The organism is Salibacter halophilus, assembly GCF_008806325.1.
In the GTDB taxonomy this organism is placed as follows: Bacteria; Bacteroidota; Bacteroidia; order Flavobacteriales_G; family Salibacteraceae; genus Salibacter; species Salibacter halophilus.
On the sequence record NZ_WACR01000007.1, the window covers coordinates 94,471 to 112,963 of the forward strand.

At 41.7% G+C, this 18,493-nt stretch carries 17 protein-coding genes; 4 read left to right on the forward strand and 13 right to left on the reverse strand.

Features of this window, described 5'->3' with window-relative positions; genetic code table 11:
* Positions 1 to 57: 57 nt before the first annotated feature.
* The 7 genes from F3059_RS09050 to F3059_RS09080 are packed head-to-tail and all read right to left on the reverse strand — an operon-like array spanning position 58 to position 8,567.
* Positions 58 to 714 (reverse strand): 3-oxoacid CoA-transferase subunit B, encoded by a 657-nt coding sequence (locus F3059_RS09050; RefSeq protein ID WP_151168423.1) that lies wholly within the window; start codon positions 712 to 714, stop codon positions 58 to 60.
* Positions 715 to 761: 47 nt separating this feature from the next.
* On the reverse strand, positions 762 to 2,585 hold the full coding sequence (locus F3059_RS09055) for a hypothetical protein (RefSeq protein WP_151168425.1): 1,824 nt from the start codon (positions 2,583 to 2,585) through the stop codon (positions 762 to 764).
* A 9-nt stretch (positions 2,586 to 2,594) separates the two neighbouring features.
* Entirely contained in the window at positions 2,595 to 3,293 is a 699-nt protein-coding gene (locus tag F3059_RS09060; RefSeq protein ID WP_151168427.1) for a CoA transferase subunit A, read from the reverse strand.
* A gap of 3 nt (positions 3,294 to 3,296) precedes the next feature.
* Entirely contained in the window at positions 3,297 to 5,624 is a 2,328-nt protein-coding gene (locus F3059_RS09065; RefSeq protein WP_151168429.1) for a penicillin-binding protein 1A, read from the reverse strand.
* Complete coding sequence (locus F3059_RS09070) at positions 5,621 to 6,100, reverse strand: gliding motility lipoprotein GldH (protein ID WP_151168432.1); 480 nt, start codon at positions 6,098 to 6,100, stop codon at positions 5,621 to 5,623. The genes F3059_RS09065 and F3059_RS09070 overlap by 4 nt, the downstream gene beginning before the upstream one ends.
* Positions 6,081 to 7,388 (reverse strand): PSP1 domain-containing protein, encoded by a 1,308-nt coding sequence (locus tag F3059_RS09075; protein WP_151168434.1) that lies wholly within the window; start codon positions 7,386 to 7,388, stop codon positions 6,081 to 6,083. Before F3059_RS09075 ends, F3059_RS09070 begins: the two co-directional genes overlap by 20 nt.
* 60 nt (positions 7,389 to 7,448) lie before the next feature.
* Positions 7,449 to 8,567: a DNA polymerase III subunit gene (locus F3059_RS09080; protein ID WP_151168436.1), complete on the reverse strand. Its 1,119-nt coding sequence runs from the start codon at positions 8,565 to 8,567 to the stop codon at positions 7,449 to 7,451.
* A gap of 78 nt (positions 8,568 to 8,645) precedes the next feature.
* Here F3059_RS09080 and F3059_RS09085 point away from each other — a divergent pair, with 78 nt between their 5' ends.
* Positions 8,646 to 9,830, forward strand: coding sequence for a phosphoglycerate kinase (locus F3059_RS09085; protein ID WP_151168438.1), 1,185 nt, complete (start codon positions 8,646 to 8,648; stop codon positions 9,828 to 9,830).
* On the opposite strand, the gene F3059_RS09090 is transcribed toward F3059_RS09085, so the two are convergent.
* On the reverse strand, positions 9,820 to 10,371 hold the full coding sequence (locus F3059_RS09090; protein ID WP_151168439.1) for a CvpA family protein: 552 nt from the start codon (positions 10,369 to 10,371) through the stop codon (positions 9,820 to 9,822). The genes F3059_RS09085 and F3059_RS09090 overlap by 11 nt on opposite strands.
* Positions 10,372 to 10,446: 75 nt before the next feature.
* On the opposite strand from F3059_RS09090, the gene F3059_RS09095 reads away from it, so the two are divergent.
* A complete protein-coding gene (locus tag F3059_RS09095; protein ID WP_151168441.1) occupies positions 10,447 to 10,806 on the forward strand; it encodes a hypothetical protein in 360 nt (119 codons plus the stop codon).
* Here F3059_RS09095 and F3059_RS09100 read toward each other — a convergent pair.
* A complete protein-coding gene (locus F3059_RS09100) occupies positions 10,754 to 11,188 on the reverse strand; it encodes a hypothetical protein (protein ID WP_151168443.1) in 435 nt (144 codons plus the stop codon). The two genes, F3059_RS09095 and F3059_RS09100, sit on opposite strands and share 53 nt — an antisense overlap.
* A 34-nt stretch (positions 11,189 to 11,222) precedes the next feature.
* Here F3059_RS09100 and F3059_RS09105 point away from each other — a divergent pair, with 34 nt between their 5' ends.
* Both F3059_RS09105 and pheS read left to right on the forward strand, forming a co-directional pair.
* Complete coding sequence (locus F3059_RS09105; protein ID WP_223274584.1) at positions 11,223 to 12,044, forward strand: peptidylprolyl isomerase; 822 nt, start codon at positions 11,223 to 11,225, stop codon at positions 12,042 to 12,044.
* 35 nt (positions 12,045 to 12,079) lie between these two features.
* Positions 12,080 to 13,105, forward strand: a complete 1,026-nt coding sequence (gene pheS, locus F3059_RS09110) for a phenylalanine--tRNA ligase subunit alpha (protein WP_151168445.1) — start codon at positions 12,080 to 12,082, stop codon at positions 13,103 to 13,105.
* Here the strand turns inward: pheS and F3059_RS09115 are convergent.
* From F3059_RS09115 to aspS, 4 genes are all read right to left on the reverse strand, one after another.
* Entirely contained in the window at positions 13,102 to 14,187 is a 1,086-nt protein-coding gene (locus F3059_RS09115) for a TlpA family protein disulfide reductase (protein ID WP_151168447.1), read from the reverse strand. The two genes, pheS and F3059_RS09115, sit on opposite strands and share 4 nt — an antisense overlap.
* A gap of 57 nt (positions 14,188 to 14,244) precedes the next feature.
* Complete coding sequence (locus F3059_RS09120; RefSeq protein ID WP_151168449.1) at positions 14,245 to 15,102, reverse strand: UDP-2,3-diacylglucosamine diphosphatase; 858 nt, start codon at positions 15,100 to 15,102, stop codon at positions 14,245 to 14,247.
* Between the two features lie 114 nt (positions 15,103 to 15,216).
* Positions 15,217 to 16,662, reverse strand: a complete 1,446-nt coding sequence (locus F3059_RS09125) for a TlpA family protein disulfide reductase (protein ID WP_151168451.1) — start codon at positions 16,660 to 16,662, stop codon at positions 15,217 to 15,219.
* 28 nt (positions 16,663 to 16,690) lie between these two features.
* Positions 16,691 to 18,448: an aspartate--tRNA ligase gene (aspS, locus tag F3059_RS09130; RefSeq protein WP_151168453.1), complete on the reverse strand. Its 1,758-nt coding sequence runs from the start codon at positions 18,446 to 18,448 to the stop codon at positions 16,691 to 16,693.
* Positions 18,449 to 18,493: the final 45 nt, after the last annotated feature.

The window sequence follows — 18,493 nt, forward strand, 5'->3', positions numbered from 1 at the left end:
AATAAAAAAGGTGTATTTCGAAATACACCTTAATCAAATTCAATTTTTTGTGGGGATCTATACTTTCATTTCAGGAATGTCTCCTTCAACAATTAGCTTGCCTTCAGTAGCTTCCTGAATTTCCTCTACTGATACACCTGGAGCTCTTTCTACAAGCTTGAAACCACCTTCAACAATATCGATTACAGCTAAGTTGGTAACAATTCTATTCACGCAACCTACACCGGTAATAGGAAGAGTACAAGCTTTGAGAAGTTTTGAATCGCCTCGTTTATTGGTATGCATCATCGCAACAATGATGTTTTTAGCTGAAGCTACTAAATCCATAGCTCCACCCATACCTTTAACCATTTTTCCGGGGATTTTCCAATTTGAGATATCGCCATTCTCAGCGACTTCCATAGCTCCCAAAACCGTAAGGTTCACGTGCTGACCTCTAATCATCGCAAAACTCGTTGCAGAATCAAAAAATACAGCTCCGGGTTTTGTCGTAATGGTTTGTTTACCGGCATTGATTAAATCAGCATCAACTTCCTCTTCAGTGGGGAAACGCCCCATTCCTAAAACACCATTTTCTGATTGAAATTCCACGTTGATTTCATCAGGTACGTAATTGGCTACCAGGGTAGGAATACCAATTCCCAGGTTGACATACATTCCGTTTTCGAGCTCTTGTGAAATTCGTTTAGCTATACCGTGTTTATCTAAAGACATAAGTTTTTTGCTTTTCTGTTGCGAACTACGAATTTACGCAATTTCGCCTATTGAGCATGAATATTTTCAGTTTCGTTTAAGGTGTAAAGAGAAGCTTTGAGGTCAACGATTTCAAAACTTCTTTTGTCTTTGTTGAGAATGTAAAAACCGCTTTTGGTCGGATCCGTGACCTGCGGAATGTACATGCTTAACCTAACCGTTTTACCATTCTGCATTTCACCAGCGGTGAGGTCGAATGGAAGACCTTCAAAATAGCTGATTTCTCCACTGGGTTTTTGTGCACTTGCAATTACTTGTAAATCTGTTGGGAAAGTGTTTGTTTTCAATGTGATTTCTGCTTCCAATAACACGGCTTTGCCGAGCGTTGTACTGTCAATTCCCTTGAAAATATCAGTGTAAATTTCCTCGCGTTTTACATTTGAATAGGTAGTATCCTGTACAAATGATTTAGCAAGAGGCTCGGTTCGTTTGAGAAAAGATAAACCTGATATTGAATCGTGATCAATAACAGAGTAGTGATCAAGAACAGACGGGTACTCATTTGTATCGGCAAGTTGATAAGTTGCAACTGAGTCTGGATAAAGTCCCATATTTCCCGATTGTAAATCTGTGACATATTTAGTGTTTTGTGGAGCTGAAATAGACCAAACAGTAGCTAAAATTGACTTCCCTCCAATTGAAGGTGGAAAACCGTCATTCTCAATAGAATTGTCAACTATTTTATGAAATGAAGGCTTAATTCTTTCCTGTTTCCAAAAAAGTGAATGAGTTGTATTCATATTCACGATTAATGAAAGAGGAAATAAAAGAGAAGTAGTAAAAATCGAGATGTTTAAAATGTTGTAGCTGAATTTCTGTGCAATAAAAAATAAACTTCCGGTGAATAACGGGAAGAAATAAAGCAAAGCACGATCAGAGGGTAGTTTTACATCGAGTATTAGGTTAGCTAAAAGAATTGAAATCACTGCTCCTCCTAACAAAACCGGTAATGCTACAGTTGGCAGGCTTTTCAGGTTCTGACCGATATTCCCTTTCAACAAATGTGCTACAGCGAAGATGAAAACAGCTGTAAATAAGATGACAAAAATCCACAACACAACTGGATCATTTGTGAATGCAATTAGCTCGCTCAATGATCTCAGGCTGTTATCCACAAAACCTTTTGTGTAGCCGTAGTAGAGCTTTTCAATGTTTTTTAATTGAAGACTGTACCAAATAGCCCATCCGGTTGTAACCCCGAATATCATAAACTGTAAGAAAAGTTGTGAGTGGCGTTCTTTTTTTGAGGCAAACCATTGAAAGGCGATGAGTCCAAATGCAATGATGACAATGAAAATTAGTGTGAGGTTTGAGTAAAGCGCTAGGGTTAAAAAAAGCAGTGAGAGATACGATTGATGGATTTGAAAATGACGTAAAAATTGGAGCAGGTAAAAAATACCGGCTATGAGAAATGCCATCGATAATCCGTATCCTCTACCAAGAGCAAAGAACTCAATGAAATAAGGTGCAGTGGCGAGCGGAATTATGAAAAGCCATCGGTTAAAAACTGATCCACCAAAGCACTTTGCAATTTTCCATGTGTAAATTGCAAGGACAGGAAATGCTAGCAGAGATGGTATTCGTGGAGTAAGTGGGAGTTGATGACCAATAATTGAGGAAAATAAATTCCCCAGTGCTGAAAAAAGCAAGTGGTTATTAGCATCCACGTATCCTTTGAATGGCCACCAGCTTCCATGATGCATGTAAATGAAATAGGTCACCACTTCATCGTGGACCAGTTGAACATTCACAGCCCGAATAATCAGGTAAACGAAAACCGATGCAAATAGAGCAAATGCTAAATAGCGCTCAATCTTTGATATGCTTTGCATTTGCTTGCGTTATTTTTCTCTTACAGTCCTTTGCTCAATACGTTTTTCGTAATTAGTTCCTTCAAAAATGCGTTGTACGAAAATTCCGGGAGTGTGAATTTCATTAGGATCGAGTTCACCCGGTTCAACGAGTTCTTCTACTTCAGCGACAGTGATTTTTCCTGCCATTGCCATAATTGGGTTGAAGTTACGAGCAGTTGCCTTGAAAATCAAGTTTCCTGCTTTGTCACCTTTCCATGCTTTAACAAAGGCGAAATCTGCGGTCAGAGCCGATTCCAGTATATGCGGTTTTCCGTCAAACCAGCGAACTTCTTTGCCTTCAGCTATCTCTGTTCCGTATCCGGTTGGAGTGAAAAAGGCCGGAATTCCGGCACCTCCTGCTCTTGTGCGTTCAGCTAGAGAACCTTGCGGAACGAGATCTACTTCGAGTTCGCCACTCAACATTTGTTTTTCAAATAAGTCATTCTCGCCTACGTAAGAAGAAACCATTTTCTTGATTTGCTTGCTCTGCAACAAAAGTCCGAGGCCAAAATCGTCAACACCCGCATTATTTGAAATACAGGTAAGATCCTTGACTCCCTCTTTTTTGAGTGCGGTAATTGCATTTTCCGGAATTCCGCAGAGTCCAAAACCTCCGAGCATGAGCGTCATTCCGTCCTTGATTCCTTTTACTCCTTCTTCAGCGTCTTTAACAACTTTATTGATCATACACTATTTATTGAATCCTTGATTATCTGAATCACCAAATATATCGACATTTGATTGATTGTACTTATCACAATCCAAAATCATGTCATAATTATCGGGTTTTTTAAAATCTCCTGTGCTTATTCCAAGTGCAGAATCGGCCCAAACCTTATTCATATAATAACCCCAAATTGGAAGAGCAGTATTTGCTCCCTGACCTTTTGAAGTGTACCTGAAGTGAACACTTCTGTCTTCAGCACCAACCCAAACGCCTGTAACTAAATCAGGAGTTGAGCCCATGAACCAACCGTCAGAGTTGTTTTGAGTGGTACCTGTTTTTCCGGCTATCGGTCGATCCCACGGGATATTTGCATAAGGTCGGTCAAAGTGAAGCCTGATTCCTGTACCTCTTCTGCGGCCATCTGGAGCTTCGGCTCCCATTGTTACACCTTTCATCAACTCGAGCATCGTATAAGCGTTTTGTTCGCTCATGGCTTCTCGTGTTTTGGGCATGAACTCTTTGATTACGGCTCCGCTCTTGTTCTCGATTCGCGTAATGTAAAGCGGCTTTTGCCAAATACCTTCATTCACGAATGTGGCGTGGGCTCCCACCATTTCATAAAGTGAAATATCAGCAACCCCTAGTGCAAGTGAAGGAACTGTATCGAGCGGACTCGTAATGCCGAGTCTTCTACAGTATTCAATTACTGCTACAGGGCCGTATTGTTTCATTACCCATGCGGTAATGTTGTTCATGGAATTTGCCAACCCGAATTTGAGGGTTACCATTTCTCCTTTGTAAGTTGTATCAGAGTTGGAAGGTGTCCAATCACTGAGCATATTCCAGGTTCCCTTTTTGAAGGTTACGGGAATATCAGGAACTTTTTTACACGGACTCAAGCCATTTTCAATCGCAAGAGCGTAAACGAAAGGCTTGAATGTGGAGCCAACCTGGCGCCTTCCCTGAACCACATGGTCATAAGCGAAATAGTTGTGATTGATTCCGCCAACCCAGGCTCTCACTTCGCCTGATTGTGGATCGAGGCTCATGAGCCCGGCATGGAGGAAACTTTTGTGGTAACGGATCGAGTCCATAGGAGTCATGATTGTGTCGATTGGGCCATCCCAGCTGAACACTGTCATTTCAACGGGTTGGTTGAAATACCATTCGATAGAGTCTTTTTCAACACCGCGCTGATTCAAATGATAATAGCGATCACTCCAGCGCACACCTTGTTGAAGAATCCTGTTGATTTGGCTCTCGCTTACATTATTGGCAAAAGGAGCTCTTTTCACTCTTTTCAAATCATTCCAAAAATCAGGTTGTAACTCTCCGCTCAAATGCTCTTCAACAGCCCACTCAGCATATTCCTGAAGTCTGCTGTGGAGCGTTGTGTAAATTTTTAATCCATCGCTGTAAATGCTGTATGGATCTCCGTTTGGCTTTGCTATTTTGTAGTTGCCATCTTCATTTTTTTCGTTGAATAGTTCTTTGAGCTTTAACCTCAGAACCTCTCTGAAATACGGAGCCATACCCTCAGAGTGATCGACACGTTTGAATCTCAATCCCAGAGGGAGCTGAGCCAATGAATCGAATTGTTGTTGAGTAATAGCATTATTACGGAGCATTTGACCAAAAACAACATTTCTCCTGAAAACAGTTGTGTCAGGTCTGCGATTTGGATTGAAAAGTGATGGGTTTTTGGCCATTCCCACAAGTGTGGCTGCCTCGGGCAATGAGAGGGAATCTGCTGAGGTGTCGAAATAAACTTCAGCGGCCGACTCAACGCCAACTGCATTATTCACGAAGTCGAATTTGTTGAGGTACATCGTGATGATTTCCTCTTTTGTGTATTGGCGTTCCAGCTGGGTTGCAATAACCCACTCCATTGTTTTTTGCTTGAGACGCTCTATGATAGTTGCTGCCGGCTCATGGTAGAGAAGCTTTGCTAACTGTTGCGAAATAGTTGATGCACCACCTCGTGTCCCGAGGAATGCTACGGCTCTGACCGTACCTCTTACATCAATTCCTGAATGTTCGTAGAAACGTTCATCTTCAGTTGAGATTAGGGCCTCAACCATGTGATCGGGAATGTTTTCAAAGTCGATGCGTGTTCTGTTCTCTCTAAAATATTTCCCGATAAGCTCACCATCAGTGGAGATAATTTCACTGGCGAGGTTTGTCTGCGGGTTTTCGAGTTCTTCAAAAGAGGGAAGTTCCCAAATCATGTCTCGACTCAAGGCGAGGAAATACCCGGCTGTTACGGCAAAACCTGTAAAATAGATCAACCAAAAAGCGAGGATGTATTTCCCGTAACTACTTTTCTTTTTTTCTTTCTTTTTCTCTGTCATAACGCGTGTTGAACTCGTAACCCAATACTGTGAACTGCTTTCAAATTATCGTTTCTCATCCCGTGCCTGATTGAAACTTTGTAATCACCAGCTTTGGGAAAACGGACGTCTTGCTTGAACATCACGAGATTGTCCACAACATCACCAATTCCCGATCCTATCCATTCGCCATTTGAGTAAGCGAGCGGGCATTCAACTGTATCAGTAAACACGGAATCGTTAGGATACTCATAAGTGACAAATAGCCACATATTGTTATAAGCGTAATCTGTTCCGTTCCTAATGTTCACCAACATATCATAATGGTTGATGGAGTCTTTCATAGAAAACTCAAATTCAGCAGGTTCATTGTAGTGCCAAACGGTTTTTTTCATTTCAACACTATCCTGAAAAACAACATTATCGTTACAGCTCGTAATGGACAGAGCCAAAACAACACTGAGCAAGCTTAATACCTTATTTCTTGTTCTCACCATTTGGTTTGTTGTTGCGGCTTTTTCCTTTCGGGTTATTGCCTCGGCCTTTGTTGTAGGGCTTCTTACCGCCCTTTTTGCGATTTTCGGGTGGCTTATTGCCGCCTTTATTTTGTTTTGGGTTTCCCTTTGCTTTTTGTTGAGGCTTGCCTCCTTTTCGGTTTCCTTTTTTTCTCCTGTTTTTGCCTCCGCGTTTTTTGTTTTTATCGAAGCGAGTAAGGCTGTCTTGTCCAACAACATTTGCGTAATCAACCTCTGAGGTCTTTTCCTCAACAACTAATTCAAAGTCGGTTAAATCAGCAGGTTTTTCACCTTTTTTGTTGAGTTGAATAATTTCCTTTACGCGTTCTTTGGTGAGGCAGTAAAACTTTCCCGGATCATCTGGATAATTGTACCACATGATGCCTTTGAAGATGTCGCTTTTTTGGTGTTCAGCGAGTCCTCTTTGTGTTTCGAGTTTTGTCTCTGTTGAAGGAAAATCTTTGAGAGCATCGAGGTAAGCGTCAAGTTCGTAATTGAGGCAGCACTTGAGTTTACCACACTGGCCCGCCAACTTCATCGGGTTGATGGATAATTGCTGGTAACGCGCTGCATTTGTCGATACACTTCTAAAGTCTGTAAGCCATGTTGAGCAACACAGTTCGCGTCCGCATGATCCAATTCCGCCCAAACGGCCGGCTTCCTGCCTGGCTCCAATTTGGCGCATTTCTATACGTAGCTTGAATTGATCAGCTAAAATTTTGATCAACTCGCGAAAATCGACACGATCGTCAGCGGTGTAAAAGAAAGTCGCTTTAGAACGATCAGCCTGGTACTCGACATCACTGATTTTCATTTGAAGCTTGAGCTCTTTGGCGATTGAGCGCGACCTCAACATTGTTGGACGCTCTTCTTTTTGAGCTTCTGTCCATTTGTCTAAATCGGCCTGGCTTGGCTTTCTTATCACGTTTTTGACATCGCGCGAATCAGGCTTAATGCCTTTCTTCTGCATTTGAATGCGAACGAGTTCGCCCGTCAATGAAACTGTACCTATATCGTATCCTGATGCAGCTTCCACCACAACAGGCTCTCCGTAACTGAGCTCTAACTGCTTCGAGTTCCTGATGAACTCTTTGCGTGTGTTTTTGAATTTTACTTCAATTATATCGAATTGGTTCTGACCATTAGGCAACTCCATTCCTGAGAGCCAGTCAAAAACCTCTAATTTTCCGCAACTTCCGGTAACACACGAACCATTGCTTCCACAACCTGCCGGAGTTCCTCCGCCAGATGAACAACTTCCACATCCCATAATGAGTTCGTATTTTATTAATCGTAATCAAAGGTAAGGCATTCGGTTTTTACACCAAATCTAAGCCTTCACTCTTATTAGTTTCATCGACTTTAACGATAGGTCGGTGAAAACTATTTTGGCATTCACATTTCGCTCAATGTGATAAATAGCCTCTTCAAATTCTGATGCAAACGACAGTGCATTTCCTGCATGAATAAAGGGAGAGAACTTTTCAACGAAGTTGGCTTCATCACCACTTGTGCGAACTAATTCTTTGGTGGCGTAGTTCGTCATTAAGCTCTCTCGAAAAATGTGTAATCCGTATGTTAAAAAATGTTTTTGTCTCTCGCGACCCACTCGTGCTATTTGCTCAACGAAGTCCATCACCTCGTAAATGTCTTTCGTGTAAAGCGAGCGCATCCAGTTTTGAAAAGTCGTTTTAAACGACATCTCTTCTTTGTTGCTGTTGAGGATCCTCAATGCTTCCAAATAGTTTCCCTCAGAGAGAAAAGCAGCACTTTGAGCACTTGCTTCATCCATGTTGTGACGCTTTATGAGAGCATCTTTGAGTTCCTCAGAACTTAGCCTGGGAACGCGTGTAATTTGCGTCCGGGATATAATTGTTGGCAAGAGCAACTCTGCATTTTCACTAACGAGGATGAAAAGAGTTTTTTGGGGTGGTTCTTCAATGATTTTGAGCAACTTGTTAGCCGCTTTTTCGTGGAGCTTTTCCGGCATCCACAAAATCATGATTTTATAACTCGCCTCAAAAGCTTTGAGTGCCAAATCCTGCTGAATTTCTTCAGCTTGCCTAACAGCGATGATCCCCTGTTTATTTTCAATCCCCAACTTGTTCAACCACTGGTAAAGGTTGAGGTACGGATTTGTCAATAAAGCCTCACGCCATTCTTTCAGAAAATGACTCGACCTGGGATCTTTTTTAACACTTTTAGTCGTGTTTACAGGAAAGCAAAAATGTAAATCGGGGTGTGTGAGTTTTTCGCATTTTTTGCGCGTTGCTTCAGGGTTTTGACTGTTTTCGGTCAGAACCTGACAGGCATACGCTACAGCCATCGGTAATGCTCCGCTTCCTTCAGGCCCAACAAAAAGTTGAGCATGACTGATTCGGTTTTCACGTACCGATTTTTGAAGGCGTTCCTTCAACTCACTTTGCCCGATTATCGCATCGTATTGCATGGGGTCAAAAGTAACATTTTAGAAGAGCTTAATAACTCAAAGATTTTTGCAATTTTTGCCCCCACAATTTTGTACGCTATGCAAACAATGGACTCTTTCAATTTTTCAGGTAAAAAGGCACTCATACGTGTCGATTTTAACGTTCCACTCAACGATCAGTTCAAAATCACTGATGACACCCGAATTCAGGCTGCATTGCCAACAATCAAAAAGATTTTGAGCGATGGCGGATCGGCAATTTTGATGTCACACCTGGGCAGACCAAAAGACCAGGAAGAGAAATTCTCGCTAAGACATTTAGTAAATCACCTCGAAGAATTGCTGGATACAAATGTTCATTTTGCTAGTGATTGCCTCGGTTCTGAAGCTGAAGAAAAAGCAGCTCAACTGAAATCGGGCGAGGTTTTGTTACTCGAGAATTTGCGTTTTCACGATGGTGAGAAAAAAGGATCTGACCAAATGGCTGAGCAACTTTCAAAACTTGGTGATGTTTATGTCAATGATGCTTTTGGAACAGCTCATCGCGCACACGCTTCTACAGCGATTATCGCAAAGTATTTTGACGACAAGCTCTTTGGTTATCTGATGGACAGGGAGCTCAAAAGCGTGGCGAAAGTCATGAAAGAGCCGAAAAAACCATTTACCGCTGTTATTGGAGGAGCTAAAGTTTCTTCAAAAATCGGGATAATCGAGAATCTCATGAATCGTGTCGATAACCTGATTATCGGTGGTGGAATGGCTTACACTTTTGCTGTGGCTCAGGGCGGAAATGTAGGGAATTCGCTCGTTGAAAAAGACTACATTTATACTGCTAAAAAGATTTTTGATTTAGCTGATGAAAAAGGTGTGAGAATTATCATTCCGGAAGATACGGTTGCTGGAGATGATTTCTCAAATGACGCCAACAAGAAAACGGTTCCTACAAATAATATTCCTGATGGTTTCATGGGGCTCGATATCGGCCCGGAGGCAATTGAAGATTGTAAACTTTGCCTTGAAGAATCGAAAACAATCCTCTGGAATGGCCCAATGGGCGTTTTTGAGTTTGAAAACTTCAGCGAAGGAACGAAGCAGGTTGCTTACGCGATCGTTACGGCCAGTGAGCGAGGTGCTTTTTCGCTCGTGGGCGGTGGAGATTCCGTTGCAGCAGTGAATAAATTCAAATTGAAGGAACACGTGAGCTACGTTTCTACCGGGGGCGGAGCTTTACTCGAGCTTATCGAAGGAAAAGAACTGCCGGGCGTAAAAGCGATCAGAGGCTAGTTTCTTCCTCAACTTTTTCTTTTGCATCATCAATTTTGCCGGTCAGATCCAGATCTCTGTACCAGGAACTTTCGGTGATAATTGGCATTATCGTAGGTCCAACTGTGGCTACGGGTCCGTATAAATACGATTCAGATTTGGTTTCTTTTGGCAACACCCCCAGCAAAGATGAGTTGAGGAAAACGAGAATGAAACTCATAATAATAGTGGCTTTAAGCAGTCCAAAAACAGCTCCTGCAATTCGGTTTATGAGTCCGAGTGCTGCCATTTTCAAAATACCCTGAATCACTCTTGCCAAAAGATGAATCCCCACAACAATCCCGAGGAAAGTAACCGCAAAAGCTGCAAGAGGCAAGTAGCTCTCATCTAAATTTGTTTGATCTTTTAGCAGTCCCTCCACGTAAAATGAGAACTCAATTGCTCCGTAAATTCCAAGTACAAGCGCCAGGATAGAGGCCATTTCAATGATCAATCCGCGTTTGAAACCCTTGAATCCCATGAATGCTAAAATGATGAGAATAATGATGTCGAGAAAATTCATGTTTCAAAAATAGACTTAAAGCGAGGCAGGTTTTATTGTGAGCGTTAGTTTTGTGAACGCAAAAATGTGAATTAGATGAGTGACTTAATGCAAGAATGGCAAGGTGTTGTTGATTTTTTTGAAAAGCGGTTTGGTGGCGGACTCGACATCGATGCTATTATCTTTTTAATTGGCATACAGGAATTGGGAATGGGACATCGCAAACTTTCAAAAGATGAAAAGGTTGATGTGATGCATATCTCAGTTTGCACACTCCTTGAGCCATATGGTTACTACGAGTTCATGGGTAGAGACGAGGACGGTTGGCCTCATTTTGAGCGCAAAAAAAAGCTCCCCCACTTGAAAGCGGGAGAGCAAAATAAATTAATGCGTGAGGCTATTGTTAATTACATTCGTAAAGAACAATTGACTGACGACTCTTTTCGTTGGCGATAATCGAAATATACGCTTCACCACAAATTGAATCATACGTTACCGTAACATTTGTATCGGGGAAAACACCCGTTACCTGAGTGTCTGAAAGTACTTTGTAAGCATTCACTTTCAATACTTTTGGTAATTCAAACTCTCTGGTGTAAATACCATTTTGATTCGTTTTTCCTTCAATTTCAATATCACATGGACGGTTTACAGAACTTTCACAAGTAAGTAATACTGTTGCATCAGCTACAGCCTCACCGTCAGTATTGAGCGTACGGATTTCAGCAATTGTGGGAGCATCATCCTCATCGTCATCATTTTCGCAGGCTACAAATCCAATCAAAAGCGCCATCGCAAAGATTGAAGCTAACCAGTTTTTTGCTATTTTCACTGCCATTCTTTTCATAATTAGAAATCCAAATTTATAAATAATGCGCACATCTAATCTAAAATATTTTTATCTGCTCATTTTTTTAGCTGTTTCGGTCAGATCCATGGCTCAGGAACAGCGATTGGTTCTGATCGAAACTACCATGGGTAACATGAAAGTTGCTTTGTACAATGAAACGCCAAAACACCGCGATAATTTTATTGCGCTCGTTAAAGACGGATTTTACGACAGTACGTTGTTTCATCGTGTTATTGATGATTTTATGATTCAGGGCGGAGATCCTGAAAGTATCAATGCAAAACCGGGTAAGAAATTAGGTGATGGCGGACCCGGTTACAAGATTGAGGCTGAATTTGTGGATTCAATTTTTCACAGGAAAGGTGTGTTGGCTGCTGCCAGGGAAGGAGACAGAATCAATCCGGAACGTAAGAGTTCAGGTTCTCAATTTTACCTCGTTGAAGGAAAAGTTTTCACTAAAGAAGAACTCGACAAAATGGAGCAGATGCGCATGAAAAAAGCCTTTAATAATGCTATTACGAATTATTTGGCAAAACCTGAGAACGATAGCTTGCGGATGAAGTACAAATCTATTCAGCGCTCGCAAAATAGGGAAATGATGAAATCTTTTTACGATACGCTCAAACTACAGGTTGAAGATAAAGTTGCACATTTTCGCTACAGTGAAAAGCAGATTGAAACCTACACAACGGTTGGTGGAACTCCCCACCTCGATGATATGTACACGGTTTACGGGAAAATTGTAGAAGGTATAGAAGTACTGGAAAAAATCGCATCTGTTGAGGTTGATGGAAATAATCGGCCAAAAAAAGACATTTGGATGCGCATGAAAATGCTGAATTAAAAGGGGAATATTAATTTCGCGCAAAGCTTTTGTCCATGATCGAGAAAATTGACGAGTATTTAGAAGAAATAAAATCGTTTGAAACCCAAAGCCCAGAGGAGCTGGAAAAGTTCCGCATCAGGTTTTTGGGGTCAAAAGGTCTTATCAAAGAGTTGTTTGGAGAATTTAAAAATGTGCCAAACGATCAAAAAAAGGCTTTTGGACAAAAGCTGAACGGACTCAAGCAAGCGGCTCAGGAAAAGTTCGATTCGTTGAAAAGCGGTTTAGCTTCAGGTGGATCTGACCGAAAAGCAAAGGAAGATTACACGAGACCGGGGTATCCTTTTGAATTGGGAGCGAGACATCCAATTTCTGTTATTCGGAATGAGATTGTCGATATTTTTTCGAGAATCGGGTTTACAGTAGCTGAAGGGCCTGAGGTAGAGGATGACTGGCACAATTTCACTGCTTTGAACTTTCCTGAAGAACATCCGGCTCGCGATATGCAGGATACTTTTTTCGTTGAAAACGAAGGTGATGAGAAGTTGGCATTGCGGACGCACACATCATCGGTTCAGGTGCGAGTGATGGAAAATCAAAAGCCACCTATCAGAATCATCGCTCCGGGTAGAGTTTTTCGAAATGAAGCTATTTCATCTAGGGCGCACTGTATTTTTCACCAAATTGAAGGTTTGTACATTGATGAGAATGTCTCTTTTGCCGATATGAAGCAAACGCTCCAGTATTTTACGAAAGAGTTTTTTGGTAAAACGAAGATCAGGTTGCGACCTTCTTATTTTCCGTTTACTGAGCCAAGCGCTGAGATGGATGTTTACTGGGGGCTGGAAACGGAAGCTGATTACCGCATGACAAAAGGAACCGGATGGCTCGAAATTATGGGCTGTGGAATGGTTGATCCTAATGTTCTTGAAAACTGCGGAATCGATTCTAAGAAATACTCTGGCTTTGCCTTTGGAATGGGCATCGAGCGAATTGCAGCTCAACGATACGGAATTGGTGATTTACGTTATTTCTTTGAAAATGATGTGCGTTTTCTGAAGCAGTTTAAGGCGGCTTATTAATTCAATAATACCTCAAGTCTCTTTTTTAAATCCGGGCCAAAACGGTTTTTATCGATGATCATTCCGTTCTCATCTATGAGGAAATTAGCCGGAATACTCGAAATATTGTAATCTTTTGCTGTTTTTGATTTATACCCTTTTAAGTCAGAAAGTTGAGCCCAGTCTAAACTGTCTTGTTCGATGGCGCTAATCCAAAGGTTTTTGCGAGTGTTAAGCGACACAGAAACAATGTTTAAGCCTTTGTTTTTATAGTTTTTATAAACTTCCACTAATTCTGGGTTGAATCGCCTACACGGTCCGCACCAACTCGCCCAGAATTCAATCAATGTATACTTTCCTTTTAGTTTATTAAGCGTGTGGATTTTTCCATATTGATCAGGTAATTCAATGAAAGGTGTTTTTTGACCGATTGCAACTCGTTCAAAATTTTTGATGCGTTCATCAAGTGCTTCTAATGACGGATTTCGAGGATATCGCCCCGCTAATTTATCGCGCAGTTTTTTGATGTTTTTCAATTCTTCGTCTCCTTTCCACCTCAATGCAGCATAATAAATGGCAATAGAACTGTCTAACTCGTTGAGCGCAAACTGAATGAGTTTCTTTTTATGACTGTCATAAGCGTTTTGCTCTTTCACGGTCAGAGCCACCGCAAGCGAATCGTTTTCATTTCTGAAAGCCTCTGCTGCCCGCTTGCGAAGAGGTTTTACATGCTGCTCAAAATCGTTTTCTCTATACGATTCATAAGCCTGCATTTTACTTGTCCCATTACTACCATAAACGGTCACTTTTCCTCCTCGCTCATGAATAACGAGAGAATCACCTCGATCGAGAGCGACTTGTAATTTTGTGTTCCCTCCAATTTTGATCAGATAGAGAAATGGAGATAAGTTGAGTTGATTATCGGCTTTTCCTTCAGAGTTGAGTGAAAAAGAAACTTCTATTTCTTTGGTTTGATTGAGAACATCCCAGCGCTGGATTTGAACTTTGGCATTTGGTTGTGACGGAATGTCGGCTTTGAAGTGGATCTGACCGAAAATGAAATGAGAAATAAATAATGTGAGAAAAGTCAATATTGCTTTCATGCTTCAAAATTGACAAAAGCAGCTGAAAGCAAATGTTAACTAGTTGACAAATGTGGTTTAGCTAACCTTCATGAGGTTGAATTCTTCCACAAGCTTTTCGAATAAGTGATCGGTTTCGAGGATGAGATCTTCTTCAGGATCGGGTTTGATCTTTGGTAGTTTTTGGAACAACTCCTCGTGATTTACGAGTTTCCATGTGTTTTCATGGTATTCGAGAGCAGAGAGGTTTTCGATCCAATCACCGCTGTTGAGGTAATTTACTGCTCCTTTTTCGTTTTCGATTACCCGTTTTTGAGGTTGGTGGATGTGTCCGCAAATTACGTATTCGTAGTTGTTGTCAATAGCGATATCAGCAGCGGTTTGCTCAAAATCATCGATGAATTTTATAGCACCTTTTACGCTGTTCTTAATCTTTTTGGACAGTGAAATACGGCCTTTCCCCAGTTTTTTCAAACACCAGTTGACGAAGATGTTGATCATGATTAGCGTGTCATAACCGACAGCTCCAAGCTTTGCAAGCCATTTTGAATATTTCATCGTTACATCGAATACATCTCCGTGAAAAATCCAGGCCTTGCCATCAGGAAGGTTGAGCATGACTTTATTGCAAATTTTGAATGAGCCCAGCTCAAATCCATTGAATTTGCGGAGCATCTCATCGTGGTTTCCCGTGATGTAATCTACCTGAACGCCATCAGCAATCCAACTCATGAGCTGCTTGACCACTTTCATGTGTGTTTTGGGGAAGTAGCTTTTCTTGAATTGCCAAATGTCAATAATGTCTCCGTTTAGAATGACGCGTTTCGGTTTCACGCTTTTCATGTATTGGAGTAGTTCCTGGGCTCTGCAACCGTAAGTGCCCAGGTGGAGATCAGAAAGAACGATTAGGTCAACTTCTCTTGTGTGTTTAGGCATATCATCTTGGTTTGCACAAAGATGATATGTTGCTTTTAGCGCAGTATTAGATCACTCTTAAGTTGGTGTGAATGAATGACGGGGAATATTAACTGTGGTTTATTTGAGTGTGAACTATGAAGTTTCAGTTTTTAAAGCCTCTTCGATCAGATCCTCGGCCTTTCCACTTGGCCTGGGAGCATTAGCGTCAATGATATTGCCTTCAGAATCGATCATGATGAAACGCGGGATACCTCTTATTTTGTATTCTTCCACAAATTTAGATTTCCACGCTTTTTCGTTGTGGATCTGAATACCTTGCAGATTTTCATCTTCAACGTAGCTGCGCCAATCTATCTTGTTATCGTCAATCGAGATACTGAGGAAGTGAATGTCATCTCTGTATTTTCGTTCGAGTTTTTTGAGGGAAGGAATTTCCTCTTTACACGGACCACACCATGTTGCCCATACATCAATATAGACTGGCTTCCCACTCAAATCTGAAAGAGCAATTTCTTTACCTATTGTGTCAACGCCCTTAATGTTTGGAGCTACTTTCCCTTTTGTGAGTCGTTGCCAATCGGTATAGGTTTCATCAAATGCTTTTGCGTAAGCTTTGTCTGTAATGTTTTTGCGAATGACGGTAAGTGTTGAATCGCTTATATCAGGACCTATGAACATAAAAGCCTGGCGCCCTATAGCGTAGCTCATGTAGCTTTTTGTTTCAGGAGCATCGAGCATTTTCTCGATCATGTAAAATTGAACGGGTACTATTTGCTCTGGCTGAACTTTACCTTCAATATTCTGCAGACTGTCATTCACTTTTAGACTCACTGCAGATTGAACAAATTCAAGGTATTCCTTATTGTTAGCCGCTCTGTCATTATTGATATCAATTTTATCAAGCATCTTTTTGGTTGATGGTTTTAGCTCGTCAGCAGTTTCGCGGTATTCGTGAAAACGGATGTAGTCTAAAAGTAGATTTGAGGCATAATAATAAGCTGTAAACTGTTCATCCTCAAGGAAAGTCTTGTCAAAAGAGGGCTTGTTTGTGATGAACTCCACAACATTGGTGTCGAGTGATTTTCTTGCACTGTCTAAAAAGCCTAAAAACAAGCTGTCAGGAGCTCCCAAAAGCGAGTTGGCCTGTTGTTGAATTTTGCTCTGTAAGTTTCTTCGCTCTTTTAAAAATACGTTTGGTTTTTTGGAAGAACCTGAAAACTTGAGCGATTCACGAGGCGATTGAGCGTTGAAGTTGATATTCAGTGTTTTGCCTTCTTGCATGTAAATCGGGACCTCAAAATCGTTGTATTCGAATACGTACATCCCGCTATCGAAAACAGCGTCAGACAGGAAAAGACCTTTTTGATCAAAGTGAACGGTATCGAAAGGCGTTTGGCTCTGACCGAGAATCGCTTCTTTGGGAGTTGGGCGTTTCCAAACAATCGCAAATGAATCGCGCGCATTGAAGATTTGTCCGCCAAGCTGAATCTTGTGATCAATTCCGGTATCAATACAGCTCGTAATGGTCAGAGCCATATATAGCCCAGCCAGAAGGTTCAAAAATGATCTCGTTTTCATAGCAGAACTTTTGCTCAAAGTTAGCAGATTATTCTTCTTTTTTTTCTTCGATTTTGAGGTGCAATTCTTCGAGCTGATCTGTTGAAACTATTGAAGGAGAATCGATCATCAAATCGCGACCAGCATTGTTTTTTGGGAAGGCAATGAACTCGCGAATATTGTCACGACCACCGGCAAGTGCTGCCAGTCGATCAAATCCGAATGCGATTCCACCGTGCGGAGGAGCTCCGTATTTAAAGGCATCGAGCAGGAATCCAAATTGCTTTTGCGCTTCTTCTTTTGTGAAACCGAGCGCATCAAACATTTTTTGCTGGAGCTCATTGTCGTGAATACGAATTGATCCGCCACCAATTTCAACTCCGTTGATTACCATGTCGTAAGCATTTGCGCGGACTTTCTCAGGAGCTGATGTGATCATTTCCATATCTTCTTCGATTGGAGAGGTGAACGGGTGATGCATCGCGTGGTAGCGCTCTGTTTCTTCGTCCCATTCGAGGAGCGGGAAGTCCACAACCCAAAGTGGTACAAACTTTTTAGGGTCGCGAAGTCCAAGTCGATTTCCCATTTCAAGTCTCAACTCGTTCATCGCTTTGCGCGTGTGATTGGTTTCGCCACTCAAGATGAGGAGTAAGTCGCCCGGTTGAGCATCTGCTTTTTCGAGCATTTTTTTGAGATCATCTTCGCTGTAAAATTTATCAACTGCCGATTTTACTGAGCCATCTTCATTGTACTTGACCCAAACCATTCCTTTAGCACCGATTTGTGGACGCTTCACGAAATCAGTGAGTTTGTCGAGGTCTTTACGTGAATAATTCGCACATCCTTTTGCACAAATCCCTACAACCAACTCGGCAGAGTCGAATACTTTAAATCCTTTGTTTTGCGTGAGCTCGTTGAGCTCGATGAACTCCATTCCAAAACGCAAGTCGGGTTTGTCAGATCCGTACAGACGCATGGCATCATCATAGGTCATGCGCTTGAAATCAGGGAGTTTGACGTCAATCGTGTTCTGAAAGAGACTTTTTGTCAAACCTTCAAATGTGTTGAGAACATCCTCGCGATCGACAAACGTCATTTCGCAGTCTATTTGGGTAAACTCCGGCTGTCTGTCTGCACGCAGATCTTCATCTCTAAAACACCTCACGATTTGGAAATACTTATCGTATCCCGAAACCATCAAAAGTTGTTTAAAAGTTTGTGGAGACTGGGGTAGCGCATAGAATTGGCCTTCGTGCATTCTCGATGGAACAACAAAATCTCTTGCTCCTTCAGGCGTAGACTTGATGAGGTAAGGCGTTTCAATTTCTAAAAAGCCCTGATCATCGAGATACTTGCGGGTTTCAATCGCCAACTTGTGGCGGAGCATCATGTTGTTTTTGAGCGGGTTTCTCCTCAGATCCAAATAGCGATACTTCATGCGGAGCTCTTCTCCGCCATCAGTGTCGTCTTCAATCGTGAATGGAGGCACTTCGCTTTTACTCAAAACGTTGAGAGAAGAAACGCTGATTTCCACAGCACCGGTTGGAATGTTGTCGTTTTTACTGCTGCGCTCAATGACTTTTCCTTCGATCTGGATCACAAACTCCCGACCCATTTTGCGTGCTTTTTCGCATAAATCAGCATTTTGTTCCATGCTAAACGCGAGTTGGGTAACCCCGTAGCGATCGCGTAGATCGATGAATGTCATTCCGCCCAGGTTACGAGTGCGCTGTACCCATCCGGCCAGTTTTACTGTTTGGTCAATGTGTTCGCTTCTTAGTTCTCCGCAAGTATGAGATCTGTACATTTTCGTGCTTTTTTCAGAGCCGCGAAGTTATGTTTTTTTGAAGGT